Here is a 25,790-nt window from a genome sequence, read left to right on the forward strand (position 1 = left end):
CATATGGAACACTTTGATGTAGTTATCGTAGGTAGCGGTCCGGGAGGTTATATGAGCGCCAAACTCCTCCTTGAAAGGGGAAAAAGTGTGGCTCTCGTGGAAAAGTCAGTCTTTGGTGGAGTTTGTCTGAACGCAGGCTGTATTCCCAAGGAGGGACTCTACAAGTTAGCTCTTGAAAAAAGTAAACCCAGATGGAAGGTAGCAGTTCAAATGGTGCAAGGAAAGGTGATTGAGATAAGAGATACCTCATTGAAGGCTCTGCTCTCAAAGGGACTGACTTATGTGGAGGGTGATGGAGAGCTCATAGACGAAAGGGTTATAAAGGTAGGGAACAGGAGGCTTACCGCTTCGCACATAATCCTTGCCTGCGGTTCTAAGCAGAGGGAGCCGGGTATATCTCCTGAGGATGTTTTGAGAGGATGGGCTATTCCCAAGAACAATGTGTGCATAGTGGGTGGTGGAGCCGCAGGTTGTGAGCTTGCCTTCATACTTAGTTCCTTTGGTTTTAAGGTATACCTTGTGAGAGAGGATACGGTTCTGAAAGGCTACAGAAACATACCGGAAGAGTTTGCTCTCAAGCTGGAAGATGCATTAGAGAGGTGTGGTGTCAAGCTGGTAGAAAATACAAAAAATGTGGATGCGGACCTTGTAATAAGAGCTACAGGTAGAATACCTAACTTCTGCCAGGAGAGGTTTCCTTTCGTGGCTGTAGATGAAAGGGGTTTTGTAAGGACAGACAGTTTTCTGGAGACGGACACAAAAGGAATATTTGCGGTAGGTGATATAGTACCACCAATGGGTGCTGGCTACGCCTTTGAGAAGGCAAGGGTGGCAGTACGCAGCATACTTTACGATAAAGAAAGGGTTTTTGACCCAAGGAAAGTACCTGTGATCATCTCCTCCGCCTATCAGATAGGTTTTGTGGGTGATGTCAAGGATGCCAAAATCTTCGTTACTAAACCATTGGGCACAAATCCCAAAGCTTATGTTACCGAAAACGATGGCATTATCAGTGTAGGTTTTGATGATTCGGGTAGGCTCGTTTACTGCTGTTTGATAGGCAGGGAGGTAGGCGAAATACTTAACCTGTGTGCCACCCTTTTGGGGAAAAACTTGGAGGAACATTTAAGCTTTGCTCATCCATCCTATGGTGAGATAATAAATGAGATACTATCTATAAAGCAGGAGGTGTGCAGATGAAGGACCAGGAAGTGCTCTCCAGAGTGCGCATATTTCTAAGGGAAGAAGGTGTTATAGTCCCAAAGGGACCAATAAAGGAGTTTTACTCCCAGCTTATGAAGCTCTCTGGTTTTGGTATAGGCGGACTGCTCGTTTTCTCAGGAAAAAAGGCAGGTAAGATGGCTGGCACATACATAAAGAGCATAGTTGGTGATGAGAACCCATCAGTGGAAAAAGTTGCGGATTATGTGAGTGCCTTTCTTGAGGAGACGGGCATATGTAAGGTTGAGAACTACGAACTGTCCGATTCACAGATAATCTTTAAGGTTAAAGATTCCATATTTGCACAGGATGTGGATAACAAAAAACCCGTATGCATGCCACTCAGCGGTGCTTTAGCTGGTGTTTTTGAAGAAGTTACAAAGAAAGAGTGGGATTGTAGAGAAATTGAGTGCCAGGCTCAGGGAAAGGAGAGGTGTATCTTTGAGATAAAACTCAAACACTGAATCTGTAGATAATTACCCTGTTGTTTCCTGTATCCGCAACGAGAAGGATATTTTCCGTAGAAAAAACCGCATAGGGCCAGCACAGGGATTGCTCATCAACCTTTTCCCATCTGTTTTCTCCACATTCAAAAAAATTTCTCTGTCCTACAACCGCCACAGGCTTTACAGAATCTCCCCTAAAGACCAACACCCTGTTGTTGGAGGTGTCTCCAATAAAAAGAAAATCACCGTTTGCACTCACACCGTAAGGTAAGTTCAGGCTCATCTCGTCGCATCCTTCCCGCTGTCCTATGTAGGAATTGCAGTTGTAAGCATCACTTAAGGAGTTCTCAAATACATATACCTTACTTACACCTGTCCCTGCATCCGCTACAAAAAAGCGATCTTCGTTTTTACAAAGGGTGTGTGGCCAGCTAAAGCCTTCATAAACATCGTCGGGCTTTTGCATACTGTCGGGAACTCCCTTCCATCGCAGAATGCGCCTGTTTCCGGTATCGCACACATAAAGGTACCCATCGTAATATACACCGAAACACCAGAAGAGCATGTTTCTGTCCACGCTTTTCAAACTTGGCTGACCTATAACATGGTCAGGTTTTGAAAAGTTCTCTTCGGGCAACTTTTCCCACATGAGTACTCTGTGGTTCCATGCATCCGCCAAGAAGAGTTTTCCATCATCCGACAGGAAAACACCCGTTGGCATAAAGAGACCCCTTTCTGTATCACCACCGGCATTGGGGCTATCTGAATAGAAATCCCTCTGCCCAAGCACCACAAGAGCAGGCTCTCCGTGGAGTGGGATAGCTTTCCATACGAGGACTCTGTGATTGCCTGTATCCGCAACTATGAACACATCGCCCTTCAAAAATACTCCTCTTGGTCCGTAGAGGGTGTAAGGTGAAGCTTTGGCATCCGGCACCTGCAGACTAAAGTTGGACGGCGCACCTACTATACCTAAAACCTCAATTTTCATCTGACCTTAAGCAACACCCACCCGTTCTGTATCTTAGTAGGCACAGACACCAACTGTACATAGGGGACGGTTAGGCATTCACCCGATGTTATGCTGTATTCAAAGCGGTGCCACGGGCACACCAGCACACCTTTTTCTGTAAGCTCTCCCTCGTGAAGGGGATGACCCTGATGCGCACAAGAGTTTCTGTAAGCATAGACTCTTCCCTTCCACAGCATCAGTATTACATCGACACCTTCGTGCAAAAACCTGTACACATGCCCCTCCTTCAGCTCACTAATATCAAAAGCCTTGATGTAGCCTTCTTCTTTGCCAGAAAGCTCAAGAAAAGCCTCCACAGGTGTATCCTTTGCAAGCTCTACCTTTTCAATGTGAGGGATATAGGCCTGTACAGCCTCAAGTATGGTCTGCTGAAGCGTAAAAGAAACCTGAGAACAGCCGGTGCATGTACCCCTTAACCTCACATAAAGCGTTTTCTCCTTAAGGTCAACGAACTCCACATCCCCGCCGTGGGACCTTATGTAGGGTCTTATAAGCTCAAGAGCTTTGATAGCTTTAGTCCTGTCATCCTCCCTGATTATTCCGTGCTTTAGGAAAAGGCTGTAAATTTCTGGCTCCCTTACAGCCTTTAAGAGTATATCTTTTCCTGCACTATCCTCCTTCATGAGTTTGACAAGCTTAACGAGAGCCATTCTGGTAAACTCCTCAATGCTCTTTATGAGCTCCCCCACTGTTTCTCTCTTTTCGTCTTCAAAGTTCTTCACCTTTGCAAGAAGTTCGTCTATTCTCTCCGCCAGCTTTTCAAAGCTAAGCTCCTCCGTCATGGCGAGCCTCCATAAGCATATGTATCTCTTCCAGTACCTCTCTTATACCGTTCATCTCCTCCTCCATACCGTACTTTTTAAATATTTCAAAGGCTTCTATAAGATGCCTTCTTGCTTCAAAGAGCCTGCCAAGATGTGCCAGAGCATTACCCATGTTAGCCAGGGTGCGCGCATAGCCTAACTCATCCCCAACCTCTTTGCGATAATCCAACACCTCCCTGTAGAGCTCTACAGCCTTCAGAAGGTTTTTTGCAGGGTTGGCTGTGGGCAGGTACTGAAGCGCGTTGGCGTAATTCATGGTAGTGCTTGCCCACTCCTTTGGATACCTCTCCTTGGTAAACACCTTGAGCGCATTTCTGAGGCTCTGCACCCCATAAGCCAGTCTAACCTGGTCCTCAAGGTCGCTAACATCCGAGGAGAGATAAGCAAGCCCCATGTTATTGTTTATCAAAGCGTACATGTAGGGGTCTTTGTCCACAGTGAAGAAGTCAAGTGCCTTCCAGTAGTAGCTTATTGCCTTAGACAGATTACCCAAAGAAGAGTAAGCATTTCCCAGATTAAACTGCACCTCCGCTCTCAAGAAGTCAGCCTCTGATAGTTTTTCTTCCAGCTCTTCAAGCAAGGCAAGAACCGCATAGTTTACTCCTTTATGTTCCATAAAGAGTTTTGCCTTTTTCAGGAGAAGGTTTGCATAAAAGAGAGGAGAAAGGTCCCTGACGAGCCTTAGAGCATTCTCAATCATCGCAATGGCATCTTCTATCTTCCCTTCACCTTCAAGTAGCTGAGCTTTCCTGTAAAGTACAAGGGCATTCAAGTCATCCCTGCCCATATCTCTGATGTCAAATCTGTCTGAAAACACAATATCAAGCAGGTATGCAAGAGTCTTATCCTTCACCGTTTGCTTACTTCCTGTGATCAGCGAGAGGTTATAGTTCTTCACATCTTCCTCGCTTATACTGAGTATGTTCTGGAGAGCTTGCTTCCAATCTTTCTCCTTTAAAGATAAGATAAACTTCCACTCGGATGGCAGACCTTCAAGTTTTAAAAGAAGGACAGTTGGTATATGCTCCTGCCAGAGGTTTGAGTGGGGAAGTATGAGAAAGTCAAAGGGGAAGGGAAGTATACCTACAGGTTGAGGGAAAACCTCCCTCCAGCTCATCAGCAACATCCTCCCAAGCCATCGTTGGGATGAGGGATGTCTCTGTTGGCACACCTCTTTATATAACCTGCCGCCAGCTCCGCCTTCTTTTTTGTAAAGTACCTTCCCACCTCGTACCTGACAGTCTCATCCTTAAAAAGCACTTCTATAAATACGCTCCACTGTCCATCCTTCTCCTCTACGAAGGTCTCCGCGATGAGAGCTCTGTCCTTGAACATAACACAACCTCCTTTTCAAATTAGGGAAACTACAAGTCCTCCCTCTTCATCACTCCACACAGCCTTCTTCTTTCCAAACGGTGTACCCGGTGGTAAAAGTTCCCACAGCAGAACCGCTCTATCACCCTCTTTATTTATCCTCTTTAAGAGTAAACCACCCTGCGCGCTCGTGGGTAGTGGAAGCAGTGTAAAATGCATACCTCTTGGAATCACCAACACGCTCATACAACCACCCAAATACCTTTCCGCCACATCAGCCGGTATTATCAGATACCCATCCTCCTTTAACTCAAGCTCCACCACTTTACCCCCCTCAATGCTGTACTCTTTAATTATGCGTTCCGCAAGCCTCTTCATAGCACTTTCCACCTCCTCCGATAATACCTCTCCTATGCCAAAGCTTTTGCCCTCAATCAGATAAACCTTAATACTTTTGGGATAGTTTCCGTTTAAGAGGTGCCTGGCTATAGCTACAGCGTGATACCATTTTATTGAGTGAAGGTTGGCTTCCTCAGAAGATGGTAGCTCTTCAACCTCCTCATGTGGCACACAAAACACTGTACCCGGCTTCTCTCCAGTACAGCAGGCATCTACAAAGACCACCTCGTCAGCACCCTCCATGTGAAACACCACATCTATACCGGATGTGCCACCGTCAACGAGTTTTATATGTGGGGGGAGCCCGCGCTCCCACAGGTATCTTATAAGGCGTGGACCCACCCCGTCATCACCGCGTATAGGATTTCCGCATCCTACTATAACTACCTTCCTCATTTGAAGGTTCCCAACTTGTATCTGGCTAACTCTTTTCCGCGTTTTCTGTCATACACATGAACGGTGCACACCAGACACGAGTCAAAGCTTCTGGCTACATGGGCTACCTCTATGGGGTCTTCCGGATTTTTTATGGGGGCACCTACTATGGCTTTCTCTATGGGTCCCATCTGTCCTTTGGAGTCTCTGGGCCCTATGTTCCAGGCGGTAGGAGTTACTATCTGATAGTTCTTTATTTTTCCGTTCTCTATAACTATCCAGTCCTGGAGCGCACCCCTTGCCGCCTCAGTACCTCCATACCCTTTACCCTCAGGAAGCTCCTTGGGTTTTTTGTAGAACCTGTCATCGTCAAAGTTTACCTTGGCAAGCCATGTCTTCACCCACTTGTAGTACTTTACCGCTTCGTGCATCCTTGCCAGAACCCTCACCATTACGCTCGGTCCTATCTTGCTGACTATGTTTTTAAAGAGGGGGTCTATGGCATGCTCTATGCATCCTGAGGCACTGCAGGCAGACTTTGCCTCCTCATAGCCTGCAACTACCTGTCTTGCTAAAGGTCCCGCTTCCAGAGGAACGGGTTTACCATCTATTAAGTATCTTGGTGATTTTGCCCAGGAATACTTACCCTGCTTCTTGGCTACTTCCGGGTCAAGGGGTACGGTTTCACCTTCCCACGGGTGAAGCATAGAAGAGCCTTCAAAGTAAGAGTGGGTAATGTCTTCCCTTACATTCATCTGGTCAAAGATATAGTACTTGCCGTTGTAAACTACGCCGGAAGGTGATTGAAGAGCCTGATTCCTGCCTTCTATGGTGGAAACCGGATAAAACTCAGGGTCTATGTAAGTACCGCAGGCTAAGAAGGCATTTACACCAGCTCCGTACTTGTCAAGTCCGTTCTCAAGGCAGAACCTGATGAAGAGTCCGCAATCTGAATTCCTGTGGCTCTCGTTTTCGTCAAGCCACTTGAGGACATCGTCCCATGTCTTGTTCTCAAGCCATCTGTCCACAGAGCATCCAAGCCAGACCTTCTCCAGCCACTCTGTTCTGTACCTTTCAAGGAGTGCATAAGCCCGAGTTATGTGGTCAAGCTGGGGAGCGCACATGACACCACCGGGCACCATGAAGCTGGAGTGTGGCCACTGACCACCGAACATAGCATATACCTTCACAGGAAGCGCGGAGACCTCCAGTCCTATCTTGTAAGATGTTCCCACGAAGGGTGCCCACCTTCTAACTACCTCATCGTAAAGCTTGCTTTTGGCATAGTTCTTATTTACAAAGTCTATGGCAAATATGGCATAGTACCATCTTGGAACCGATTGAAGTGTCTCGCAGGCCTGTGCTATGTTCCTTATGTGCCACGCGTTTGGAGGGACTTCTGTCCTCCACGCTGTGTCTAAGGCTTGACAGGCTTTGTAAAGGTGGCTACCACCGCATATACCGCAAACTCTGGGTGTGACGATAAGTCCGGCAAGGGGATCCTTTCCCCGCAGGATTATCTCAAAGCCTCTGAACATAACAGCTTCCACCTGGACATCGGCAACATGCCCATCCTCTACAAACACATCAGCCCTAACATCACCCTCCAGCCTTGCAAGAGGGTCTATAACTAAGTGTTGCTTTGTAGCCATGATACGCACCTCCTAAAGATTTTTTTCAAACCACAAAAATGTCTTCGGTTGCCCACTTGGGTGCTGCTATTCTTGCAGTTACCGCGTGAAGCATGTAAGTGAACTTGTCCGCCTCGTAAACAGATTCCTTGGGTATGACACCCGCCACCTTCTGAGTCTTGAAAATGGTTCCAGGTGCAAGGTCAAACCATGGGAAAGCAAACTCGGTACAACCTATGCAAGGATGTCCTGACCTCTGTTTGGAACTTACACCGTTCCAGAGTATCCTGTTGCAAGGTGCATGCGTTAACGGCCCCCTGCATCCAAGCTCGTAAAACAGGCATCCTTTTCTTGTACCTTGTCCAAACTCTTCCGCGGATATTTTCCACTCGTGGAACTGGACTCTGGTGCATCCCGTTTGGGAAAAGGTCTTAAAGAAGGTTAGAGGTCTGTTGTATTCATCAAGCTGTATGTCTGAGGCTCTGCCCACTGCAAGAGCCACGAGTATCTGAGTTATCCAGTCGTAGTGAGCAGGACAGCCGGGTATGTTTATAACTGGAAGTCCACCCCTTGACACAAAGTGTTCGCCCAGAAAGCCACCCTTCTTTGTCTTGTGAAACTGAAGGCCGGTTGATTCGGTAGGATTTGGGGGAACAGCGGGAATGTTTCCCTGACACGCACAGTTGCCAACAGCTACCACGAACTTTGCCACATGAGCAAGCTCATAAACCCAGTCCTTCATAGGTCTACCCGCAAACATGTTGTACCTGCCAGTCCCGTTAGGTCCCAGAACTACCGTACCCTCAAAGACGAAGATGTCAAGAGGTATCTTTTCCGCGAGTATGTCCCTCAAAAGAGCCTGAACCTGATTTCCCATCTCAAGCCCCGCGGACGGATGCCAGAGTATCTCTATGCCAAAGTCAGTAACGAGGTCGCAGACGGAAGGGTACTCAGCATTTAAGAAAGACATGGTGTTGCCATTGCAAGCACCACCGTGTAGCCATAGAACTGTAGCCATGATACGCACCTCCAAACTGTATTTGGTTTTTAGGATAGCCTGCTATAAATGAATGTCCATTCAAATTTCTTATAGTCTCCATAAGGAAAACTTATAGACAACGAACGATTGTTCATCTATATTTAAAGCAAAACTCTGTGGAGGTAAGCCATGAGCTATCATGAGCAGACGCTTTTAGAAGGTCTGACTGTAGGTGAGGCAAAGGAACAGCTAAGTCAGCTCATAGATAAGCTGGAAACCATTAACTTCCTGCTCTCTTCCCTTGAGGAGCTTATGCAGAGGACACCCTTCATACTTGAGTCCATAAGCTCGGAGGTGATACGCTTCAGAGAAAAGTTCAGAGAATCGGAGGACGGCATAAAGAACATCCTTGAGCTTGCGTACAACGCTGTGGACTTTCTGGGGAAGGAAAACTTAGCCTCACTCTTGAACGGTTTGCTTGAAGCATACACGGAAGTTAAACAGCACGATTACAGGACGAGCATAACAGGTATAGTTAGAGCCATGACGGACCCGGATGTACAGAGAGCTTTAGCCTTTGTACTTCTGACTCTTAAGAAAATGGGCATGTCCATGAGGTGAGATGATGGAGAACCACTACATATTCCTGAGAAGACCTGAGGATGAGCTTGTTGAAGCTTACTTTAAAAAGGATGAAAACATACGCCATCTTACCACCTTTCTCAACAGCCTGGACGCCTTAGCCTATTTTGCGGAGATACTGCACGAGTATGTAGAAAGCAGAGAAGACCTGAGCAGGTATGTTCACGAGAGAGAAGACAGAAGGGAAGCGGTAAAAGCTGGAGCGGAAAAGCTTGACTTTCTAATAAGGGAGCTTGTGGGTACCCTTGAGCTGGGGAATCTGGCACACTTTGCCAGAGCCAACTACGAAGCTTACGAAGATACCAAGAAAAACCCGAGAAGGGTTGGACTTCTGGGCATTTATAGAGAACTGAGAGACCCAGATGTGCAGCTCGCCTTAGGTTTTGTGTTTACCCTCCTAAAACGCATAGCTTATCTCTTCAAAGAAAAATAAAACATCACCCCTTCTTCCTTTTCCCCTCCTATTTTCATGATTTTTATCATATTGACTATGAACGATTGCTCGTTAATATTACTTTTTGAAAAGTAGTAATACGGAGGTTGGCGCTATGAAAAGGTTTTTTCTTCCCCTCATACTTTCCTCCCTTTCAATGTCTCACGACCTTTGGGTAGAAAGGGAGGGTAGCCAGTACGCTCTTTACTACGGACATCTGCATCCTGTGCAGGGTGAGGAGAAGTTCATAAAGTACAAACCTGAAGATGTGCTGAAGTTTGAGTGCGTTAGCTCAGGCGGTAAGCCTCTGCAGTACAAGTTTGAGAAGTCCTATCCTGCCAGGCTCAAAGGCTCTTGCGGTGCGGTGCTGGCTGTGTTCTCCTCAGGATACTGGACTAAAAGCGTAGAAGGTCTGAAAAACCTTCCCAAGGACAGGGTTCAGGGAGCTATAGAAGGTTGGCTTTCCTACGAAAGCGTAAAGAGGATAGACAGCTGGTCTCAGGAGCTAAAAAAACCTTTAACCGATGACCTTGAGATAGTACCTTTAGAAAATCCCCTCGAAGCTAAGGTAGGAGACAAGCTTACCTTTGCGGTTTACTACAGAGGAAAACCTCTGAAGGATGCGGTTGTAGCTTATGATGAAAAGCCGGTTGGTAGCACAGACGATGATGGAAGGATAAACATAAGAATAAAGAGGAAGGGCCTTCAGCTCATAAGCACCTCCGTTAAGGAAAAAGCTGACGGTGTTAAGGCGGACTATGTGGTAAAAACAGCAAACCTTTCTTTTGAGGTAAAGTGATGTGGCTCCTGCTTTTGCTCCTATCCCTCTCCTTTGCTCATGACCTTCAGCATAGCCTATTGAGGGAGGGAAACTGCATAGTGCTGAGCTTTTACTTTCCGGACAACACCAAGTTTTCCTATGAAAAGTATGAAGTATACAAAGAAGATGAGAAGTTGCCATTTCAGGTGGGAAGGACGGACGCTCTGGGTAGAGTGGTTTTTTGTCCGGACAAAAGGGGAGAGTGGACGGTGAGGACAACCTCGGAGGATGGACACGGTGCGATAGTTAAGGTAAGGGTGGATAAAGCATCGGTAAAAACGGAAAGCTCACTCTTTGAGAGGTATCAGAAGGTCTTTGTAGGCATGGGTATAGTGCTTGGTATCTTTGGTGCTCTGGAACTTTACATAAGGAGGGTATCGTGGGTAAGAAAGTTCTTATGACCGCTCTTCTTTGCTGTGGTTTATCCTTTGCTCATCACGGTGTTGCCGCGCTGGGTGCTGCCAGTCTTGAAGGGCCGGGCGCTCCTCTGGAAACCTCAAGCTCCGCAACCTTGCCGGAGGGTAGCTGGCTCTTTTACCTGAAGCTGGACCATGTAAAGTGGAAAAAGTACAGCTTTCAGGACTTTCCAGACCAGAAGAGCACCTACGACTTCTGGATGTATGGTCTGGGCTACGGTGTAAAGCCGTGGCTTTCCCTTTACCTCTTTGTACCTTACTATGTGAAGAAGGAGCTCAAATCCATAAACGGCGACCCTACGCAAGGGCAATACTCTTACACCAACTCGGACTTTGCAGACATATCCCTCATGGCAGTTTTGGGTTTTAAGTACGACAGGGGCTTTAGGCTCGTTCCCAAAAAGGAGAGCCTTGATGACCTCATGGACTGGCACTTTACCCTTTACGGCGGTTTGTCTCTGCCTACGGGCAATCCTAACAAGTACGACAGGGCAAGGGACCCAAAAGGCGAGTTTGAGCCTGATATGTCCACAGGTTTTGGAAAGCCTGCCATAACTCTGGGATTTACCGCTACAAAACAGCTGGTTAGCTTACCCAGACTTACCTTCGTATTTGACACCAACTACATAAAGTTTTTTGAAAACACTTACAACTTCAGGGAGAGTCCGGATGCTCCGAGGAAGAAGTACAAGTTCGGTGATGAGTTTAGACTCAATACAGCACTGGCTTACAGGCTTTATACTAACGCGGAGAGAAAGTTCAGAGCGGATGCATTGCTTGAGGCAAACTTTCAGTACAATCAGAGAGACAAAGAAGATGGTGTAAAACTTGAAGGCTCGGGGGGTAAAATACTCTACGGCGTTCTTGGAACTAGGCTTTACTATAAAAACATCTCAGCAGGACTTGGTGTAAAGGTGCCAGTCTGGAAAAAGCTCAACGAAGAGAGCCAGCAGCAGGGTGCTGAAGGAAAAGAGAAGTACAGACTCATACTCACCTTATCCGCTCTATTTTAGGAGGTGGTGTTATGCACATACCGGACGGCTTTGTAGCACCGCAGGTTTATGTACCTGCATACTTAATTGACGGGCTTTTTCTCGTTTACTCCTTTGGAAAGTTCAGAAAGGCGCTGAAAGAAAAAACCATCCCGTACATAGCCTCTTTATCCCTTCTGTCCTTCGTGCTTATGTCTGTGGCTGTGCCTCTGCCCGGTGGCACATCCGTCCACAGTCTTGGCGTTGCGAGTCTTTCCCTGCTCTTTGGACCGTGGGTAGCTTTCCTGTGCGTGTCTCTCCTTCTTTTCTTGCAGGCTGTTGTCTTTGGAGAAGGAGGAATTACCACATTCCCTATAAATTCCATAGGTATGGGTCTTCTGGGTAGCTTCTGTGCCTTTTACACCTACAGAGTTATGAGAGCCTTCTTTAGCGATAAGATTTCTCTATTCCTTGCCGGTTTTTTATCCACCCTGTTTTCCGCTCTCCTCATAGCGGTAATTCTCGGACTTCATCCTCATTTGTTTAAGGATGCTTCCGGTAAGCCCCTCTACTTTCCCTTCGGTTTTTCTGTGGTCATACCTGCGTTGCTCCTACCCCATATAATAGTAGGTGTAGGGGAAGGCATACTCACCTATCTGGTGGTTGAGTTTTTGAAAGGGAGGGTAGGTTATGAAGGATAAGGCTCTGTTTTTGCTTTATATTACCTTCCTGATATGGGCATCTTCCATGCATTCTGTTGAGTCCCTTCTTGCTATACTTCTCCTCCTCTTGGTTTTACTCGCCCTTTTGCCTGTGAAGGCTCGGGAAAAGTTAAGGGTCTTAAAGAGGACCTTCTTATCTGTATTCCTCTTTAGCCTTTTTGTACCACTGCCTTACTTTGTAGTGGGTTTGTTCACGGGTGAAAACAGGCTTGATTACCTTCTCATGATAAATGCTCGCACCTTTGCCATGACTATGTCTACCTTTATGTTCTTAGAGACTGCAAACCTTTTTAAAGCTCTTGACTTTTCAAAGAATCTGAGCCTGCTTTTGGTCCTCGTTTCAAGCCATGCCTTATCCTATGCCAGGATTCTGAAAGAATTTACAGACGCCTTCAGAAGCAGAAGCCCAAGCAGGAGGATGAAAAAGGAGGATACGAAACATTACCTTATCAGGGTGCTTAGCTACTTTTTTGACAAATCCAAAGAAACCTCGGAGGACATATACACAGCCATGAAGTCAAGGGGGTTTTATTATGATTGAGCTGAGAGGAGTCTATCACTCTTACGACGGTGAAGAGGTCCTGAGGGATATAAATCTTACGGTAAAGGAAGGTGAAAGAGTGGTACTGCTTGGAATAAACGGCTCTGGAAAGACTACACTTCTTAAGATTCTCAACGCTCTGATACTACCGCAAAGAGGTGCTTATACTTACTGTGGTGTAAGGGTGGATAAAAGCAAATTAAAAGACAGGGATTTTGTCAGAAGCTTCAGAAAAGAGATGGTGATGCTCTTTCAGAACCCTGATGTGATGCTGTTTAATCCTACCGTTTACGATGAGCTGGCTTTCTCCCTGCGACAGCTTGGCTTTGAAGAGAAGCAAGTAGAGGAAAGAGTACTTCACTGGGCTGACAGGTTTGACCTCATAGAGCACCTTGATAAACCACCCTTCAAGCTCAGCGGTGGGCAGAAACAAAAGCTCTGCCTTGCGTGTCTTCTTGTGCTAGAACCCAAAATACTGCTTCTGGATGAGCCTACTGCAAACCTTGACCCCAGAACAACAGGATGGCTCATAGACCTGCTTTATGACCTTAATATAACTACCATAGTCTCAACCCACAATCTGAGCCTTGTGCCAGAGCTTGGCGATAGGCTGGTAGTTCTCGGTGAGGAGCACAGCATTGTGTACGACGGTAAGATAGAGACATTTCTACGGGATGAGGAAAAGATGCTCAAGGCAGGACTTTTACACAAACACAGGCACAAACACGGCGATAGGGAACATGCTCACTATCACTTTCACCTATAAACCTTCCTTTTGAAAAGCTCCTTAGGAGATACAAGTCTTTCTAAAAACACCTTACCATCCAGATGGTCTATCTCGTGCTGGATCACCACAGCTTCAAAGCCTTCCGTTTCAAATTCTACAGGATTTCCCTTGACATCAAGAGCGGATACCTTTATCCAGTAATGCCTCTTTACATTGCCCGTATAATCTGGCACACTCAGACACCCTTCCCTTATTACTATCTCTCCCTCCCTCTGCAGTATGATCGGATTTACCAGAACCAAAAGTCCATGAGAGAGCTTGTTTTCTTTGTGCTTAGATATGGATGTGTCTACTACTATAACTCTCTTATGGACATTCACCTGAGGCGCCGCTATTCCCACACAGCCTGGAGAGCTTCTCATGGTAAAAACCAAGCTTTCCAAAAACTCCGAGAAAAACTTCCCAAAATCAGATACCTCTTTGGAAGGTATTTTCAGGCGTTCATCGGGATATTTAAGGATCTCAAGCCTCCTCATAAAAGCTCTTCCTCCTCCCTCTCAAGACTTATGTCAACCCTGAGGCTTTCTCTTATGTCATCAAGTTTTTTGCTCAACTCTTCAAAAACATCTTCCTGCGATTCGGCTTGTATGATCATAACATAGAGGTCTCCTCTCTTTTCCGTTTTTAAATCGTATATGTTAATACCCATCTGTGCCAGAAGCTTTGAGACGCTGTAAACTATGCCTGGCTTATCTGAACCAAAAACTACTAACCTGTATAATTCCGTGGGCTTATGCTCCTTTTGGTCTAACTTTTGGACTTCTTTGCAGAGAGTAAAAAGATGGAACTTCTCCTTCACATCTTTCAAACTTTCCAGTATGTTTTCGGAAGTTATGTTCCTTTCCGAACTTACTATAAGCATTATGGTAAACTCACCGTTTAGTCTTGTCATAGAAGAGTCCTCTATATTAAGACCCAAACGGTAAAGCGCCTCACTGACGCCTGCCACTATACCCGGTCTGTCCTTTCCAAATATGGAAAGTATAAAGAACTTCATGTTAAGATTTTAATATGGAAGAAAAAGACCAGCTCAAGTTTTACATTTCAGAGATAGCCAAGCTTATGGGTCTTGCACAGCCCGTTGGCTTCATGTTATCTTATGAGGTAGGTGATATATGGATAGATGTGTATGTAGAAAGAGGAGAAGATGAGTGGCAAAACAGAACTTACACCATAAGCGTTCCAAAAAACAAAGGAGATAAGCTCAGGAACTTTGTGGAGGCAGTTGGTGGAAACACATCTGACATGATGGCAGATGCAGAGAGGGTTTACGCAAGCTTAACTCAAGAGGATTGGGAGCAGGTTAGCACATCCATAATGAACCTTTTGTGAGGTGGGTTATGAGGATAGGTTTTGCAGGATTGGGGCATTTGGGAAAGGAGATAGCCAGGAGGCTTATTTCTGAGGGAATTGAGCTTGTAGTTTGGAACAGGACAAAAGAAAAAGCTTTGGACTTGGGAGTAGCTATTGCAGATACGCCCGCAGACCTGATAAAGCAGGTAGATAGGGTGTTTCTTATAGTCTTTGATAGTCAGGCTTCTGAGGAGGTAATCTTTGGCAAAGGCGGGTTTGTGGAGGGTGATGTTAAAGGCAAAACCATCATAGATATGACCACCAATCACTATGCTTATGCGGAAAGGGCATATCAAGAGCTTAAAAAGTACGGAGCTTACTATCTTGATGCGCCTGTTTTGGGAAGTGTCGTGCCAGCTCAGAAGGGGCAGCTGGTGATGCTTGTAGGAGGTGATAAAGAGAAGTACGAAGAAAACTTACCTTTATTTGAGAAATTTTGCAGAAAGATTTACTATGTAGGTAAAGCGGGAAACGGCACAAAGCTTAAGCTCATAAACAACATAGTGCTGGGTGGGTTCATGGAGCTGCTGGCTGAAGCTATAGCAATTGGTGAGCTTGCCGGCTTTGACAGAGAACTATTGATAAGCATACTCTCTGAGGGTGCTGGCAAATCTTACATACTTGATGTCAAAAAGCAAAAACTGCTTGATGAGGACTTTTCAACACATTTCTCTGTTGACCTCATATACAAAGACCTTCACTATGCACAGGACCTTTTGAGAGATGTAAAAGCCTTCTCCTTTGCACTTCAGAATGTAAAAGAGGCATATGGCAAAGCAAGGTCAATGGGTCTTGGAGAGCTTGATTTTTCCGCTGTTTATAAAATATTTAAAAAGACTTAACGAATTCTTAACAGCGGTTGGTTAATATATAAGTAAGGAGGTTAAGTATGAAACTTTTTGAGGAGCTCGAGGAAACAAAACAGCTGGTGCTTAAAATGGCAGGTCTTATAAAGAATGCAGTGGAGAAAGCCATAGAGTCTCTTAATAAGCAGGATATTGAGCTGGCGGAGAGCATAATAAAAGGTGATGACGAGATAGATCAGCTGGAGGTGGAGATAGAGAGGCGTTGCATAAGGATGATAGCTCTCTATCAGCCAGAGGCTATAGACCTGAGGCTCATAATGGGCATTTACAAAGTTGTATCTGACCTTGAGAGGATAGGAGACGAGGCAGAAAATATAGCTGAAAGAGCCATTTTACTGGCTCAGGAGCCACCGCTCAAACCTTATGTGAACTTAACTCTTATGGCAGGTCATGTTAAAGACATGATAGAGGATGCTGTGATGAGCTTTTTCCAAAGGGATACGGAGCTTGCCAAGAAGGTCATAGCCAGAGATGATACAGTGGATGAGCTTTACCACCAGCTGGAGCGAGAGCTTATAACCTATGTGATGGAAGACCCCAGAAACATAAAGAAGGTTATAAATCTGTCTTTTGTTGGAAGGCACTTTGAGAGAATGGCAGACCACGCAGAAAACATAGCAGAGATGGCTGTTTACTGGTCAGAAGGTGAGGTGATAAAACATCAGCACATAAAGGAGAAAGGCATGGTGTGAGATTATACTTAACCTTTTTGCTTATCTTTCTTATCTTTTTGGGCATAAACATAGCGCTACTTGACAATTTAAGGAAGGTTTGGCAGATAGGCTTTCCCATAATTCTGTTGGTAATAAACATAGACCTTTTGGTTCTGGTGATCGTTTTTGCCATTTTTTTCAGAAAGTTTATAAAGGTATATCTTGAAGGTTCAAAAAAGAGACTCAGAAAGAAGCTTTCACAGGCTTTGCTTCTTTATATATTCGTTCCCATACTTTTTCTCAATTTTGCCACATCTTTTATACTCATACAATCTACAAAAACCCTTGTAAGTTCCCAACTTAAAGATGTAGCTCAAAAGGCGCAAATACTTTACGAAAGTCTCAAAAAGAGGGAGCAGGAAAGGATAAAGCTCTACAGAGAATTCTTTGCGTTTCTCGTAAGCAGAGGTGAGGACCCAAGAGCTTATCTGAGAGGGCTAAAGGAGGTGGAAAGCATAGAGCCTGCAAAAAACTGCTTGGAAAACTTAATGGAAGATAAAGCTGTCATGTGCATAGGTGGATACAGGATAGTTCTCAAAAGAGATAAGGAGACACTTGGAAATATAAACTCTCTTTACTATGTTTCAAGGCAGATCAGGAACCTTGTTAAATCAAGGGATGTAATATCAAGTGTATATGTGTATTTTTTGGTGCTTATAACTCTGATCACGCTCCTTGCTACAGTGTGGTTTGGGAATTTGGTGGCAAGATACATAAGTCTCCCCTTGGAGAGGCTCTCCTCAAAAGTTAAAGAGATTGCTAAGGGGAACTTTTCCATAAAAGTGGGTGTGCCTTATACCGGTGATGAAATACAGGAGCTTTCAGAAGCTTTTGAGAGGATGAGGTCAGAGCTTCAGAGAACATACACAAAGCTCGAAAATGACAAGAGGATGCTTGAGGGACTCATTAACGCACTACCCGTTGGAGTAGTTTACATACACAAAGACGGCAGTTTGATGGTAAACGAGAGCTTTAAAAAGATGTTTGGTGAGAAGGTCAAGGCTGAGGAGGATCTTGCAAAAATACAAAATAAGGCATACATAAGACAGGTGGCGGTAGAAAGCGAAGAGGGTAAAGTTTTCATATACGAGGACCTTCAACCGGTTATACTCTCAGAAAGGTTCAAAACTTGGCAGTATGCTGTCAAAAGGATAGCTCACGAAATAAAAAATCCCTTAACTCCCATAAGCCTAAATTTGGAGAGAGTGCTTCGTCTTTTGGAAAAAGAACCACTAAGTAAGGAAAAGATCACAGAATCTATAAGAGTTGTCCTTGAAGAGATAGCAAGGATAAGGGATACCATAAACAAGTTCAGAGACCTATCTGTAGAGAGGGAACCAAAACTTGAAGAGCTAAGCCTTAAAGATATCATAAGAGATATTTCCAAACTTTACACAGGGATAAGCGTTGAGGTGCAGGGAGACAAAAAGGTCTATGCGGACAGGGAGATGCTAAGGGATATGTTTTTGAACTTGTTTAACAACAGCTTAGAGTGGCATGCCAAAAAGGTGAGCATAAACATAAGAGAAGATGCGCTGGAATATGTAGATGATGGCAGAGGTATAGAAAAGGGAAAGGAAGAGCTTATTTTCATACCATATCATTCAGAAAGCCCACAGGGGATGGGTCTTGGTCTGGCTGTGGTAAAACACATCGCACAGGTGCACGGGTGGAGTGTAAAAGCTCTTCATAATCCGGCGGGTTTTCACTTAGTGGTCTCTTTCAGACCCATGTAAGGGAGTACCTGAAGTATGCGTATGATGTGGTTTTCCCATATGGTATCCAGCACATCCGAGACAGCGCTCTCTTGCTCTTCTTGAGTCAGAGCTTTAAAACTTTCTGACTTTACGCCCTTTTCATGAAGCAAAAGAGGCACAAAGAGCTTACCAAGGCAGTAAAAGAGGAAAGAAAGCTCCTCATCAGAGAGCTGTGGAAAGCCGTTAAAAGTTCTGTAGGTCTTCTCACCTGCCCAGTCTGTCCATTTTTTTATCTCTTCATCCTGAGTTCTGTGCTCCAATCCTCCCACATACATGGCAGCTATTGCTTCTGATAGTCTGGAAGATTTAGGATTTATCTCTTTTATCCTATCCCTGTCTTTTAAGAATCTCTCTTTCCACTCTGAGTATCTTGTGAACTCTTGAAAGGGGTTTTTCATCCTGTTTCTTCTGACCTTTCGTACTCAGGACACTCAAGAGTGGTAAGGTCAACATCTGGAATTATCTCTTCCACCTTGCTGTAGTATCCACACACAAAACACTCTATGGCTACCGCATAACCCACATGTATATGCCCTACATCCCATCCGCACAGAGGACATTCACCTTCTCCTGCTTTGAGCACTTCCAGAAGCCTGTTACCGTTTTTTAAAGCGTTTTGTACTCTCTTGACTCTGTTTATAGCTCTCTGAATTTCTTCACTGTTCCACTCCGCACCGCAGTCCAGGCATCTGTACTCGGCATAGGCACCTTCCTGAAGGAGCTTGAGCACCTTATCCGACCCACATCTGTCATCTATACACACCTCACCTATGAGCTTTCTTCCCAGCTTATCAAGTATAGATTTAAAATCCTCCCTTGTTAGTTTCATAGGCACATCGTGCGCCTTGTAGCCACAGCACTGGCATTCTGCGGTCACTCTTGGATAAGGTTCATCATACTCGCACACCTGCAAGGCTACCCTCTTACAGTAAGGACACAGCTCCAAATGCGTAAGACATATCATGGTCCAACCCTTAAGAAATAATATAGTTCCTCCTTCTACAGATTCAAACTTACAGAAGGAGGTTTTGCAGGGTAGGGGACTATAGGCTCCCTACCAAACCGCCAAAGAATGTTCACCGCCCCAACTACATCAGCATCATTTTCATATCCACAGTTGAGACAGTGAAACCATTCTCCATCACGGTTTGCCCTGTCCTCATATCCACATTGAGGACAAGTCCTGCTGGTATAACTCGCAGGAACTATGTGCCACTGGACGCCAGCTACCTCACATAGCTCCTTTATTCTCCTCAAAACATATCCATACATCCAGTAGTTAAATCTCCTGTTAATGTCTCTTCTCCACTTGCCTCTCTTCCCTCTCTTTAAATTCTTCAGCTTCTCTAATACTGGAGAAAATGAACCATCTATTACCTGCTTCAAAACCCTGTTTACCTCTGTCTTAAGATAGTCAAGAACTCTCTTAAACCTTTTGCTTCCTTGCTTCTTTGGTAAAATTTTCTTCTCAATTATCTCCTTTATCTCTCTTCCAAACACCTGACCATCTGATAAAGTTATAAGCTTTCTATATCCTATATCTATCCCTTTTGGTCCTCTCTCCTCAAGCACCACCTCCTTCTTAAAAGTCAATTTCAAAAACCACTTGCCATCTCTCTTTAAAAGCTCCATACCGGAACTTAACTTCCACTCGTCAAAATACTTCTGTGCATATCTGTAATTCTTGACTGGAAAATGAACCCAGTTTTTGTCTTTTGGATTTCTTAATAAGAACCAGAAATTAAACGAATTATTTCCTCTCTCAAGCCTGTAAAATCTCTTATCCAGTTTAAGACTTACCTTTTTGACCTCAGGCTTGTTAACTTTCTTCTTCCTTTGAAAAACACTTTTTAAGATATCTACTGCCTGAAGGAGAGCGCAGCCTAAATATCTCTTTGACAACCATGTCTTATGAGAATAAGTCTTTACATGCTCGTAAGATGGAAGGCTCCTCTCATCAAAACCTTTATCCACAAAATACTGCAGAGCGTTTTTGTATTCTTCCCACAATTGGTCTAAGAACTTTTTCTTTCCAGCATTTGCAAATTCCAGACTGAATAACAAACTTCGCTTTATCTCTTTTGCCTGCATCTTTCCGATTATTTTAATTTATTCTTCGTTGGTCTATAAAATCAGTTATTAGTTCCTACACTACCTCAGAGCTTTTATGACTTTTTCCACATCCTCTACCTTCTCCACGTTCATAACCCTTGCGTGAGGTAGTGTCTGCACTACAAGTTTAGAAAGCACGTTTTTTGGACCTATTTCTACGAATGTGTCCACTCCCTGCTCTGCCATGTACTGCAGGCTCTGGTACCATCTGACAGATGAGAATATCTGCCTGTAGAGGTTTTCCCTTATCTCGTGAGCCATTGTATGTGCCTTAGCTGTATAGTTCTGTACAAGGGGTAAGTCTATGTTCTTTATGGGAGTCTGGGCAAGCTTTAGCCTGAAGGCATCCGCAGCAGGCTTCATCAGAGAGCAGTGAGAGGGAACTGATACTTTAAGGGATATGACCTTTCCTCCCATCTCTTTTACTATCTGGCTTGCCTTTTCCACCGCCTGCCTCTCCCCTGATATGACTACCTGCTCGGGAGAGTTGTAGTTGGCCGGCTCTACCACACCCACATCACTGGCAAGCCTGCAGGCTTCTTCTACTTTCTCGGGAGAGAGCTTTAAAACCGCCACCATGGCTCCCACGCCTTCGGGTACCGCCTCCTGCATGTACTTACCCCTCAGGTAAGCGAGCCTTACCGCTTCAAAAAGCTCCACACCTCCCACCACAGCCAAAGCAGTGTACTCACCAAGCGAATGTCCCGCCACGAAGTCTGCCTTGGGAAGACCGTTAGCCTTTAGCACGGCGTATATGGCAAGGCTAACTGTTAGCAGAGCAGGCTGGGTGTTTATAGTCTTGTTTAGCTCATCTTCCGGTCCTTTGAATATAATGTCTGTGAGGTTGTATCTGAGAGCTACCTCAGCGCTGTGGAATACATCCGACGCCTCAGAAAATTCCCTGTAGAAGTCATAACCCATTCCCACATATTGGGAACCTTGTCCCGGAAAGATATAAGCTATCTTACCCATATTTCACCGTTCCATTTTTCCTAATTCGTATTTATCCGCGTGTGAATACTTGATGAGACTTTTGGGCTTCAGGTAAGAGGTCTCAAGCAGTTTCTGATGAATGGACACCAGGGGGAACGGAACTCTCCCTGGAGTATCCTTACCCATATAGGGCTTGGATTTTGTTCCATTCACCAATGTACCTTCCATGTGGATAAATATAACACAGAATAGCTAAAAAATAAATTAACTGTTAATCATCCCTTTTCCTTAGGTTTTGCCACCTTTTTATAAAACTCGTAGAGTTTTTTAGAAACAAGCTTGTGAAACTTCTCCGCCTTCATGTCAAACATAAGCTCTATAACATCATCTACGCTCTCCGCAGTGTATATGTGAAATCTTCCTGCTTTTACATGGTCTATGAGCTCATCGTCAAGGATGAGGTTGTCATAGTTCCTTGAAGGTACCACAACACCTTGCTGACCTGTAAGTCCCAGCACTTTACACACTTTGTAAAAGCCCTCTACTTTTTCCTTTATCCCTCCCACAGGTTGTATATTACCATGCTGGTCCACAGAGCCCGTTATGGCTATGTCCTGTCTTACGGGAATGCCCGATATGGCCGAAAGGATAGCTATGAGTTCTGCTACTGATGCGCTATCCCCTTCTACTTCCTCGTAAGACTGCTCAAAGGTTATGTTGCAAGACAGATGTATGGGAAAGTCTTTACCATACTTATTTCCTATGTATCCCGTTAATATAAGCACTCCCTTTGAGTGAATTGGACCGCTCAGCTCTACCTCTCTCTCTATGTTTATAACGCCCTTTTCCCCTATGTACACTGATGCGCTTATCCTGCTGGGTTTACCAAAGCTTATATCCCCAAGCTCATAGACGCTCAAGCCATTTACCTGACCAGTGTGCCTGCCATCCACCTTTACTATTATCTTCCCCTCTTCTATAGCTTTCCTTATCTTTTCCTCAATGAGGTTTGACCTGTATATCTTCTCCTCTATGGCTCTCTTTATGTGTTTAGCATCTATGCTTTGAGAATCTCCTGATAGGGTGTTAGCTTCCCTAATTACATCCACTATGTAGCCCATAAGAAGACTCACCTTCTTTCTGCTACCCGATAGAGTCACTGCGTATCTTAAAAGCTCAGAAAGAGCTTCCGCAGTAAGGTCTTTTATGCCTTCATCCACTATTATTTTCTTTATTATCTTGGGAAAACTTTCCACAAAATCCTCGTTGAGGTCTATGATGGGGTTGAATTCAGCCTTTACCTTAAAGAGCCTGTTAAACTCCGGGTCGTAAAGAGAAAGTAGCTGATAGAGCAACGGGTCGCCTATGAGAAACACCTTTATGTCCGCGGGAACAGGCTCTGGCGATATGCCCACATAGGGCAGAAGGCTGTCTTCCAATACCCCTCCAGCCATGTGTATCTTCTTGTGCATAAGAACCTTTTTAAAAGCGTTCCAAAGGTATGGGTTCTTGAGCAGGTCTATGGCTCTCAGTACCAGGTATCCTCCCCTCGCTCTGTGAAGACTCCCTGCGCTTATGCTCATATGATCAGCTTGCAAAACTCCCATCTCCACAGTGTAGGATACTCTTCCGAAGAGATTCTGGAGCGTTGGCACCTCCTCATGGACAACAGGAAGACCCTTAAGGTCCGAGTTATCCACTATGACATTTACCCTAAAGGCATTAAAAGCCCTCTCTAAGGAGCGCATAGCCGCAAGGTTTCCTTTAGAGGTGTGCCATAGCATAAATAGGTCAGCGCTTTTTACTATCTCCTCCTTAAGCCTGTTTATGAAGTTGCGCACATGCTCATGGCTTTTGTAGCCATTCTCAAACCTTGAGAAGACCTTCTCTACCACATAGTAAGCCACCCTTCTCCTAAGGTCCAGTATCTGGTCCGCGACATTGTGGTCAAGCTCCCTGAGTTTTCTCATAAACTCCCTGAATCTTTCTTCAAAGGCGGAAAGATTCCTCTCATACGCTTCCTGCAGTTTTTCATTGCTTAAAAGCTCCTCCTCGCTGACGAGCCTCCTTCCCATGATGGGTAAGAGTCTAATACCCGCAGGTGTAAACAAAACTCCCAAATTGTGCCTCTGAGCCTCCTCACCCAGCTCCTGGAGTATTCTCTCCCTTTGCTGGTCTGCCATCTTGTTGATTTTGGCTATCTCATCTTCGTACTCTTTACTCTCAAAGGCTTTTGGGAGCGCTTCTTTGAGGTCCTCTATAGCTCTGTCTATGTTCTGAGAGAGCTTTTTTCCCATTCCTGCAGGCAGAAGAAGGTAAAGAGGCCTTAGAGGATTTTCAAAGTTGTTGACATAACACACATCTTCCGGAGGTGGCTTGTTCTGTGAAGCTTCTTTTAGCCTTTTGAGAGTGTACACAGTCCTGCCTACGCTCTCGGGTCCCGATACAAACACATTATATCCATCGGAGGATGAACTCAATGCAAGGTCAAAAGCCTTCTCAACCCTATCCTGACCTGGGAAAAGCTCTACTGGACTTACATCCCCAGTGCCTCTATTGTAAGAGAAGCTCAAAAAAAGTTCATCAGCGGAGAGCTTCTTAAGCGCCATATCACATAGCCTTCTTTATATCTCTTCCCACTTTCTCTTCCACCGCTCTTACTTTACTCACAAGACCCTTTGTCCTTCCTTTCCTGTAATCTATCTTCATAACTATGCTTATCCTGTTGCAGTCCGTTTTCAGAGCCTCAAACCCCTTTTTTAGCACCTCCATAACCTGGTCCCAGTCCTCACCTTCTACAATGGTTCCCATAGGAGTTAGCACATAGTCAAGCCCGGATTTATCAACTATATCCACAACGCGTGCCACATACTTGCTTACGCTCTCCTCTTTCCCCAAAGGTGTCATGCTTACAAATACTATAAAACTCATGCTAAAAATTATAATCTTACTTTTTCAATTCTATGTATGCCTTCACATTGGCAAGATGCTCCGAGTAGGTGGAGCTAAACCTGTGTCCACCGTTGCCGTTGGCAACAAAGTAAAGGTAATTTACTTTTGCAGGACGCAGTGCAGATTCAAGGGAATCAAGTCCAGGATTGCATATAGGTGATGGCGGAAGACCAAAGTAAGCATAGGTGTTGTAAGGATCATCTATATCAAGGTCCTTTGAGGAGAGCTTTCCATTCCAGATGCCTTTTCTCTTCATAGCGTATATGACGGTGGGGTCTATCTGAAGCTTCATTCCCTTTTTTAATCTGTTGTGGATAACGGCAGACACAAGAGGTCTTTCCTCCTTTAGGGCGGTTTCCTTTTCTATCAAAGATGCTATGGTTACCCACTCTTCAAGGCTCATGCCAGACTTTTCAAGCTCCCTTCTTAAAGGTTCCGTCTTTTTCAGAAAGTTCCTATACATGACGGATATAACAGTAAGCGGATGCGTGTTTTTGGAAAATAAGTAGGTATCTGGAAACAGAAAGCCTTCCATACTAAAGGTGTTTAATCCATAATTTTGAGCAGTTTTTGGAGATAGGGCATACTTTAAAAAATCCTCCGCTTTGCATATTTTGTAACTATCCAGCACGCTGGCTATGTCATAAACATCTGATCCTTCTGGAATGGTGATTTTGTATGTTTTTCTAAAACCGTAGTGTATCTTTCTGTAGACATCCCAAGGAAAGACAAGTCCATCAAACTCGTACTCTCCAGCCTCAAGTCTGCCTTTTTTTATAGTGTGAATAAACAAAAAGGACACAGGGCTTCTTATCACCCCCTCTCTGTAAAGATACCAGGCTATGTCTGTGGAAGGCATGCCGTAAGGGATCTCTACCGTCTTTTTTTCTAAGGAGACGGGGAGAAAGGAGTAAAAAATATAAGCCACTATCAAACTTAAAGGAGCTAAGAACTTCAGAAGTTTCATAAGCTTTCCAGGTACTCTTTAAGTATTATATACGCAGATAAACTATCCTTTAACTTTTTTCTTTTGGTGGGTGGGAGGTCTTGCAAAAGCCAGTAAGCTTCTTTTGTAGTGTATCTTTCATCCCACATTAAAAGCTCTATCTCCTCAGGCAAACTCTCTCTTAATTTTTTTACAAACTCCTCCACCTCTTTTGCTCTCTGTCCTTTTTGCCCTCGTGGTGTAAGTGGTAGCCCTACTATTAGCAGGGAAACTCTGTATTCGCTAATTAAATTCCTTATCTTCTCAACCACCCCTTCCCTATTTTCAAAGACACCAAGAGGGGAGGCTATGTTCAGCGATGTGTCCCCTAAGGCAAGTCCTATGCGTTTGCTTCCATAATCAAGAGCCAGTACTTTCAACCTGTCTTAAAGCCAAGTACCTTGTAAAGAGGACAAAAGCCAACTGCAGAAGTTCCTATAAACACTATCCCTATTATACCCAGTATCCACCATGCTCCTCCTTTGGTGAAGGCAAGGTAGAGAAATATGATGCCCAGCAGAACCCTGACCGCCCTGTCCCAAGTTGCCATGTTTTTTTCCATGAT

General features: G+C 44.7%; 33 protein-coding genes. 14 read left to right on the forward strand and 19 right to left on the reverse strand.

Annotated elements, in window-relative coordinates; all coding sequences use genetic code 11:
• Positions 1–3: 3 nt before the first annotated feature.
• Complete coding sequence (locus HTH_RS02260; protein WP_012963095.1) at positions 4–1,200, forward strand: FAD-dependent oxidoreductase; 1,197 nt, start codon at positions 4–6, stop codon at positions 1,198–1,200.
• Positions 1,197–1,685 carry a V4R domain-containing protein gene (locus HTH_RS02265; protein ID WP_012963096.1) on the forward strand — a complete coding sequence of 163 codons (489 nt, stop codon included), beginning with the start codon at positions 1,197–1,199 and terminating at the stop codon, positions 1,683–1,685. The genes HTH_RS02260 and HTH_RS02265 overlap by 4 nt, the downstream gene beginning before the upstream one ends.
• Here HTH_RS02265 and HTH_RS02270 read toward each other — a convergent pair.
• Genes HTH_RS02270 through HTH_RS02300 form a run of 7 tightly spaced genes read right to left on the reverse strand, consistent with a single transcriptional unit; the run spans position 1,675 to position 8,261 of the window.
• A complete protein-coding gene (locus tag HTH_RS02270; protein ID WP_012963097.1) occupies positions 1,675–2,658 on the reverse strand; it encodes a hypothetical protein in 984 nt (327 codons plus the stop codon). The genes HTH_RS02265 and HTH_RS02270 overlap by 11 nt on opposite strands.
• Positions 2,655–3,482: a NifU family protein gene (locus HTH_RS02275; protein ID WP_012963098.1), complete on the reverse strand. Its 828-nt coding sequence runs from the start codon at positions 3,480–3,482 to the stop codon at positions 2,655–2,657. The genes HTH_RS02270 and HTH_RS02275 overlap by 4 nt, the downstream gene beginning before the upstream one ends.
• Positions 3,466–4,641: a tetratricopeptide repeat protein gene (locus HTH_RS02280; protein WP_012963099.1), complete on the reverse strand. Its 1,176-nt coding sequence runs from the start codon at positions 4,639–4,641 to the stop codon at positions 3,466–3,468. The genes HTH_RS02275 and HTH_RS02280 overlap by 17 nt, the downstream gene beginning before the upstream one ends.
• The gene (locus HTH_RS02285) at positions 4,641–4,859 is read right to left on the reverse strand and encodes a hypothetical protein (protein WP_012963100.1); all 219 of its coding nucleotides are present in this window, start codon (positions 4,857–4,859) and stop codon (positions 4,641–4,643) included. The genes HTH_RS02280 and HTH_RS02285 overlap by 1 nt, the downstream gene beginning before the upstream one ends.
• 15 nt (positions 4,860–4,874) lie before the next feature.
• Positions 4,875–5,633: a hydrogenase maturation protease gene (locus HTH_RS02290; protein ID WP_012963101.1), complete on the reverse strand. Its 759-nt coding sequence runs from the start codon at positions 5,631–5,633 to the stop codon at positions 4,875–4,877.
• Positions 5,630–7,264, reverse strand: coding sequence for a nickel-dependent hydrogenase large subunit (locus tag HTH_RS02295; RefSeq protein ID WP_012963102.1), 1,635 nt, complete (start codon positions 7,262–7,264; stop codon positions 5,630–5,632). Before HTH_RS02295 ends, HTH_RS02290 begins: the two co-directional genes overlap by 4 nt.
• Positions 7,265–7,289: 25 nt before the next feature.
• A complete protein-coding gene (locus HTH_RS02300) occupies positions 7,290–8,261 on the reverse strand; it encodes a hydrogenase (protein WP_012963103.1) in 972 nt (323 codons plus the stop codon).
• Between the two features lie 150 nt (positions 8,262–8,411).
• Here HTH_RS02300 and HTH_RS02305 point away from each other — a divergent pair, with 150 nt between their 5' ends.
• From HTH_RS02305 to HTH_RS02340, 8 genes are all read left to right on the forward strand, one after another.
• Complete coding sequence (locus tag HTH_RS02305; RefSeq protein WP_012963104.1) at positions 8,412–8,843, forward strand: DUF1641 domain-containing protein; 432 nt, start codon at positions 8,412–8,414, stop codon at positions 8,841–8,843.
• Between the two features lies 1 nt (position 8,844).
• Positions 8,845–9,297 carry a DUF1641 domain-containing protein gene (locus tag HTH_RS02310; RefSeq protein ID WP_232500451.1) on the forward strand — a complete coding sequence of 151 codons (453 nt, stop codon included), beginning with the start codon at positions 8,845–8,847 and terminating at the stop codon, positions 9,295–9,297.
• A gap of 115 nt (positions 9,298–9,412) precedes the next feature.
• On the forward strand, positions 9,413–10,096 hold the full coding sequence (locus HTH_RS02315; protein ID WP_012963106.1) for a DUF4198 domain-containing protein: 684 nt from the start codon (positions 9,413–9,415) through the stop codon (positions 10,094–10,096).
• On the forward strand, positions 10,096–10,518 hold the full coding sequence (locus HTH_RS02320; RefSeq protein ID WP_012963107.1) for a hypothetical protein: 423 nt from the start codon (positions 10,096–10,098) through the stop codon (positions 10,516–10,518). Before HTH_RS02315 ends, HTH_RS02320 begins: the two co-directional genes overlap by 1 nt.
• Positions 10,515–11,546 carry a transporter gene (locus HTH_RS02325; protein ID WP_012963108.1) on the forward strand — a complete coding sequence of 344 codons (1,032 nt, stop codon included), beginning with the start codon at positions 10,515–10,517 and terminating at the stop codon, positions 11,544–11,546. The genes HTH_RS02320 and HTH_RS02325 overlap by 4 nt, the downstream gene beginning before the upstream one ends.
• An 11-nt stretch (positions 11,547–11,557) precedes the next feature.
• Positions 11,558–12,205, forward strand: a complete 648-nt coding sequence (locus tag HTH_RS02330) for an energy-coupling factor ABC transporter permease (protein WP_012963109.1) — start codon at positions 11,558–11,560, stop codon at positions 12,203–12,205.
• Positions 12,195–12,767 (forward strand): hypothetical protein, encoded by a 573-nt coding sequence (locus HTH_RS02335; protein WP_012963110.1) that lies wholly within the window; start codon positions 12,195–12,197, stop codon positions 12,765–12,767. Before HTH_RS02330 ends, HTH_RS02335 begins: the two co-directional genes overlap by 11 nt.
• Positions 12,760–13,533 (forward strand): energy-coupling factor ABC transporter ATP-binding protein, encoded by a 774-nt coding sequence (locus HTH_RS02340; RefSeq protein WP_012963111.1) that lies wholly within the window; start codon positions 12,760–12,762, stop codon positions 13,531–13,533. The genes HTH_RS02335 and HTH_RS02340 overlap by 8 nt, the downstream gene beginning before the upstream one ends.
• Here the strand turns inward: HTH_RS02340 and def are convergent.
• Positions 13,524–14,030: a peptide deformylase gene (gene def / locus HTH_RS02345; protein ID WP_012963112.1), complete on the reverse strand. Its 507-nt coding sequence runs from the start codon at positions 14,028–14,030 to the stop codon at positions 13,524–13,526. The genes HTH_RS02340 and def overlap by 10 nt on opposite strands.
• Positions 14,027–14,551, reverse strand: a complete 525-nt coding sequence (locus HTH_RS02350) for a glycine cleavage system protein R (protein ID WP_012963113.1) — start codon at positions 14,549–14,551, stop codon at positions 14,027–14,029. The genes def and HTH_RS02350 overlap by 4 nt, the downstream gene beginning before the upstream one ends.
• Positions 14,552–14,565: 14 nt before the next feature.
• Here HTH_RS02350 and HTH_RS02355 point away from each other — a divergent pair, with 14 nt between their 5' ends.
• From HTH_RS02355 to HTH_RS02370, 4 genes are read left to right on the forward strand one after another with little or no spacing between them, the layout of a single operon-like run.
• Positions 14,566–14,886, forward strand: coding sequence for a hypothetical protein (locus tag HTH_RS02355; protein WP_012963114.1), 321 nt, complete (start codon positions 14,566–14,568; stop codon positions 14,884–14,886).
• An 8-nt stretch (positions 14,887–14,894) separates the two neighbouring features.
• Positions 14,895–15,749 carry an NAD(P)-dependent oxidoreductase gene (locus tag HTH_RS02360; protein ID WP_012963115.1) on the forward strand — a complete coding sequence of 285 codons (855 nt, stop codon included), beginning with the start codon at positions 14,895–14,897 and terminating at the stop codon, positions 15,747–15,749.
• Positions 15,750–15,796: 47 nt separating this feature from the next.
• Entirely contained in the window at positions 15,797–16,465 is a 669-nt protein-coding gene (gene phoU, locus HTH_RS02365) for a phosphate signaling complex protein PhoU (protein ID WP_012963116.1), read from the forward strand.
• Positions 16,466–16,482: 17 nt separating this feature from the next.
• Entirely contained in the window at positions 16,483–18,222 is a 1,740-nt protein-coding gene (locus tag HTH_RS02370; RefSeq protein WP_232500452.1) for a HAMP domain-containing protein, read from the forward strand.
• On the opposite strand, the gene HTH_RS02375 is transcribed toward HTH_RS02370, so the two are convergent.
• Genes HTH_RS02375 through HTH_RS02420 form a run of 10 tightly spaced genes read right to left on the reverse strand, consistent with a single transcriptional unit; the run spans position 18,192 to position 25,787 of the window.
• Positions 18,192–18,641 (reverse strand): hypothetical protein, encoded by a 450-nt coding sequence (locus tag HTH_RS02375; RefSeq protein WP_012963118.1) that lies wholly within the window; start codon positions 18,639–18,641, stop codon positions 18,192–18,194. The two genes, HTH_RS02370 and HTH_RS02375, sit on opposite strands and share 31 nt — an antisense overlap.
• Positions 18,638–19,207 (reverse strand): hypothetical protein, encoded by a 570-nt coding sequence (locus HTH_RS02380; protein ID WP_012963119.1) that lies wholly within the window; start codon positions 19,205–19,207, stop codon positions 18,638–18,640. The genes HTH_RS02375 and HTH_RS02380 overlap by 4 nt, the downstream gene beginning before the upstream one ends.
• Positions 19,208–19,242: 35 nt before the next feature.
• A complete protein-coding gene (locus HTH_RS02385; RefSeq protein WP_012963120.1) occupies positions 19,243–20,334 on the reverse strand; it encodes an RNA-guided endonuclease InsQ/TnpB family protein in 1,092 nt (363 codons plus the stop codon).
• 60 nt (positions 20,335–20,394) lie between these two features.
• Positions 20,395–21,327, reverse strand: coding sequence for an ACP S-malonyltransferase (fabD, locus tag HTH_RS02390; protein WP_012963121.1), 933 nt, complete (start codon positions 21,325–21,327; stop codon positions 20,395–20,397).
• 3 nt (positions 21,328–21,330) lie between these two features.
• The gene (locus HTH_RS09815) at positions 21,331–21,516 is read right to left on the reverse strand and encodes a hypothetical protein (RefSeq protein ID WP_012963122.1); all 186 of its coding nucleotides are present in this window, start codon (positions 21,514–21,516) and stop codon (positions 21,331–21,333) included.
• A gap of 47 nt (positions 21,517–21,563) precedes the next feature.
• Positions 21,564–23,897 carry a Lon protease family protein gene (locus tag HTH_RS02400; RefSeq protein ID WP_012963123.1) on the reverse strand — a complete coding sequence of 778 codons (2,334 nt, stop codon included), beginning with the start codon at positions 23,895–23,897 and terminating at the stop codon, positions 21,564–21,566.
• Position 23,898: 1 nt separating this feature from the next.
• Positions 23,899–24,219, reverse strand: coding sequence for an MTH1187 family thiamine-binding protein (locus tag HTH_RS02405; protein ID WP_012963124.1), 321 nt, complete (start codon positions 24,217–24,219; stop codon positions 23,899–23,901).
• A gap of 16 nt (positions 24,220–24,235) precedes the next feature.
• Positions 24,236–25,207: an endolytic transglycosylase MltG gene (gene mltG, locus HTH_RS02410; RefSeq protein WP_012963125.1), complete on the reverse strand. Its 972-nt coding sequence runs from the start codon at positions 25,205–25,207 to the stop codon at positions 24,236–24,238.
• The gene (gene ruvX, locus HTH_RS02415; RefSeq protein WP_012963126.1) at positions 25,204–25,605 is read right to left on the reverse strand and encodes a Holliday junction resolvase RuvX; all 402 of its coding nucleotides are present in this window, start codon (positions 25,603–25,605) and stop codon (positions 25,204–25,206) included. The genes mltG and ruvX overlap by 4 nt, the downstream gene beginning before the upstream one ends.
• On the reverse strand, positions 25,602–25,787 hold the full coding sequence (locus HTH_RS02420; RefSeq protein ID WP_012963127.1) for a YgaP family membrane protein: 186 nt from the start codon (positions 25,785–25,787) through the stop codon (positions 25,602–25,604). Before HTH_RS02420 ends, ruvX begins: the two co-directional genes overlap by 4 nt.
• Positions 25,788–25,790: the final 3 nt, after the last annotated feature.

It is taken from the genome of Hydrogenobacter thermophilus TK-6 (assembly GCF_000010785.1).
In the GTDB taxonomy this organism is placed as follows: Bacteria; Aquificota; Aquificia; order Aquificales; family Aquificaceae; genus Hydrogenobacter; species Hydrogenobacter thermophilus.

Bases quoted from the DNA above. Each gene is read 5' to 3' on its own strand.
- HTH_RS02260 (WP_012963095.1), top strand. From the start codon at position 4: ATGGAACACTTTGATGTAGTTATCGTAGGTAGCGGTCCGGGAGGTTAT.
- HTH_RS02265 (WP_012963096.1), top strand. From the start codon at position 1,197: ATGAAGGACCAGGAAGTGCTCTCCAGAGTGCGCATATTTCTAAGGGAA.
- HTH_RS02270 (WP_012963097.1), bottom strand. From the start codon at position 2,658: ATGAAAATTGAGGTTTTAGGTATAGTAGGTGCGCCGTCCAACTTTAGT.
- HTH_RS02275 (WP_012963098.1), bottom strand. From the start codon at position 3,482: ATGACGGAGGAGCTTAGCTTTGAAAAGCTGGCGGAGAGAATAGACGAA.
- HTH_RS02280 (WP_012963099.1), bottom strand. From the start codon at position 4,641: ATGAGCTGGAGGGAGGTTTTCCCTCAACCTGTAGGTATACTTCCCTTC.
- HTH_RS02285 (WP_012963100.1), bottom strand. From the start codon at position 4,859: ATGTTCAAGGACAGAGCTCTCATCGCGGAGACCTTCGTAGAGGAGAAG.
- HTH_RS02290 (WP_012963101.1), bottom strand. From the start codon at position 5,633: ATGAGGAAGGTAGTTATAGTAGGATGCGGAAATCCTATACGCGGTGAT.
- HTH_RS02295 (WP_012963102.1), bottom strand. From the start codon at position 7,264: ATGGCTACAAAGCAACACTTAGTTATAGACCCTCTTGCAAGGCTGGAG.
- HTH_RS02300 (WP_012963103.1), bottom strand. From the start codon at position 8,261: ATGGCTACAGTTCTATGGCTACACGGTGGTGCTTGCAATGGCAACACC.
- HTH_RS02305 (WP_012963104.1), top strand. From the start codon at position 8,412: ATGAGCTATCATGAGCAGACGCTTTTAGAAGGTCTGACTGTAGGTGAG.
- HTH_RS02310 (WP_232500451.1), top strand. From the start codon at position 8,845: ATGATGGAGAACCACTACATATTCCTGAGAAGACCTGAGGATGAGCTT.
- HTH_RS02315 (WP_012963106.1), top strand. From the start codon at position 9,413: ATGAAAAGGTTTTTTCTTCCCCTCATACTTTCCTCCCTTTCAATGTCT.
- HTH_RS02320 (WP_012963107.1), top strand. From the start codon at position 10,096: ATGTGGCTCCTGCTTTTGCTCCTATCCCTCTCCTTTGCTCATGACCTT.
- HTH_RS02325 (WP_012963108.1), top strand. From the start codon at position 10,515: ATGACCGCTCTTCTTTGCTGTGGTTTATCCTTTGCTCATCACGGTGTT.
- HTH_RS02330 (WP_012963109.1), top strand. From the start codon at position 11,558: ATGCACATACCGGACGGCTTTGTAGCACCGCAGGTTTATGTACCTGCA.
- HTH_RS02335 (WP_012963110.1), top strand. From the start codon at position 12,195: ATGAAGGATAAGGCTCTGTTTTTGCTTTATATTACCTTCCTGATATGG.
- HTH_RS02340 (WP_012963111.1), top strand. From the start codon at position 12,760: ATGATTGAGCTGAGAGGAGTCTATCACTCTTACGACGGTGAAGAGGTC.
- def (WP_012963112.1), bottom strand. From the start codon at position 14,030: ATGAGGAGGCTTGAGATCCTTAAATATCCCGATGAACGCCTGAAAATA.
- HTH_RS02350 (WP_012963113.1), bottom strand. From the start codon at position 14,551: ATGAAGTTCTTTATACTTTCCATATTTGGAAAGGACAGACCGGGTATA.
- HTH_RS02355 (WP_012963114.1), top strand. From the start codon at position 14,566: ATGGAAGAAAAAGACCAGCTCAAGTTTTACATTTCAGAGATAGCCAAG.
- HTH_RS02360 (WP_012963115.1), top strand. From the start codon at position 14,895: ATGAGGATAGGTTTTGCAGGATTGGGGCATTTGGGAAAGGAGATAGCC.
- phoU (WP_012963116.1), top strand. From the start codon at position 15,797: ATGAAACTTTTTGAGGAGCTCGAGGAAACAAAACAGCTGGTGCTTAAA.
- HTH_RS02375 (WP_012963118.1), bottom strand. From the start codon at position 18,641: ATGAAAAACCCCTTTCAAGAGTTCACAAGATACTCAGAGTGGAAAGAG.
- HTH_RS02380 (WP_012963119.1), bottom strand. From the start codon at position 19,207: ATGATATGTCTTACGCATTTGGAGCTGTGTCCTTACTGTAAGAGGGTA.
- HTH_RS02385 (WP_012963120.1), bottom strand. From the start codon at position 20,334: ATGCAGGCAAAAGAGATAAAGCGAAGTTTGTTATTCAGTCTGGAATTT.
- fabD (WP_012963121.1), bottom strand. From the start codon at position 21,327: ATGGGTAAGATAGCTTATATCTTTCCGGGACAAGGTTCCCAATATGTG.
- HTH_RS09815 (WP_012963122.1), bottom strand. From the start codon at position 21,516: ATGGAAGGTACATTGGTGAATGGAACAAAATCCAAGCCCTATATGGGT.
- HTH_RS02400 (WP_012963123.1), bottom strand. From the start codon at position 23,897: ATGGCGCTTAAGAAGCTCTCCGCTGATGAACTTTTTTTGAGCTTCTCT.
- HTH_RS02405 (WP_012963124.1), bottom strand. From the start codon at position 24,219: ATGAGTTTTATAGTATTTGTAAGCATGACACCTTTGGGGAAAGAGGAG.
- mltG (WP_012963125.1), bottom strand. From the start codon at position 25,207: ATGAAACTTCTGAAGTTCTTAGCTCCTTTAAGTTTGATAGTGGCTTAT.
- HTH_RS02420 (WP_012963127.1), bottom strand. From the start codon at position 25,787: ATGGAAAAAAACATGGCAACTTGGGACAGGGCGGTCAGGGTTCTGCTG.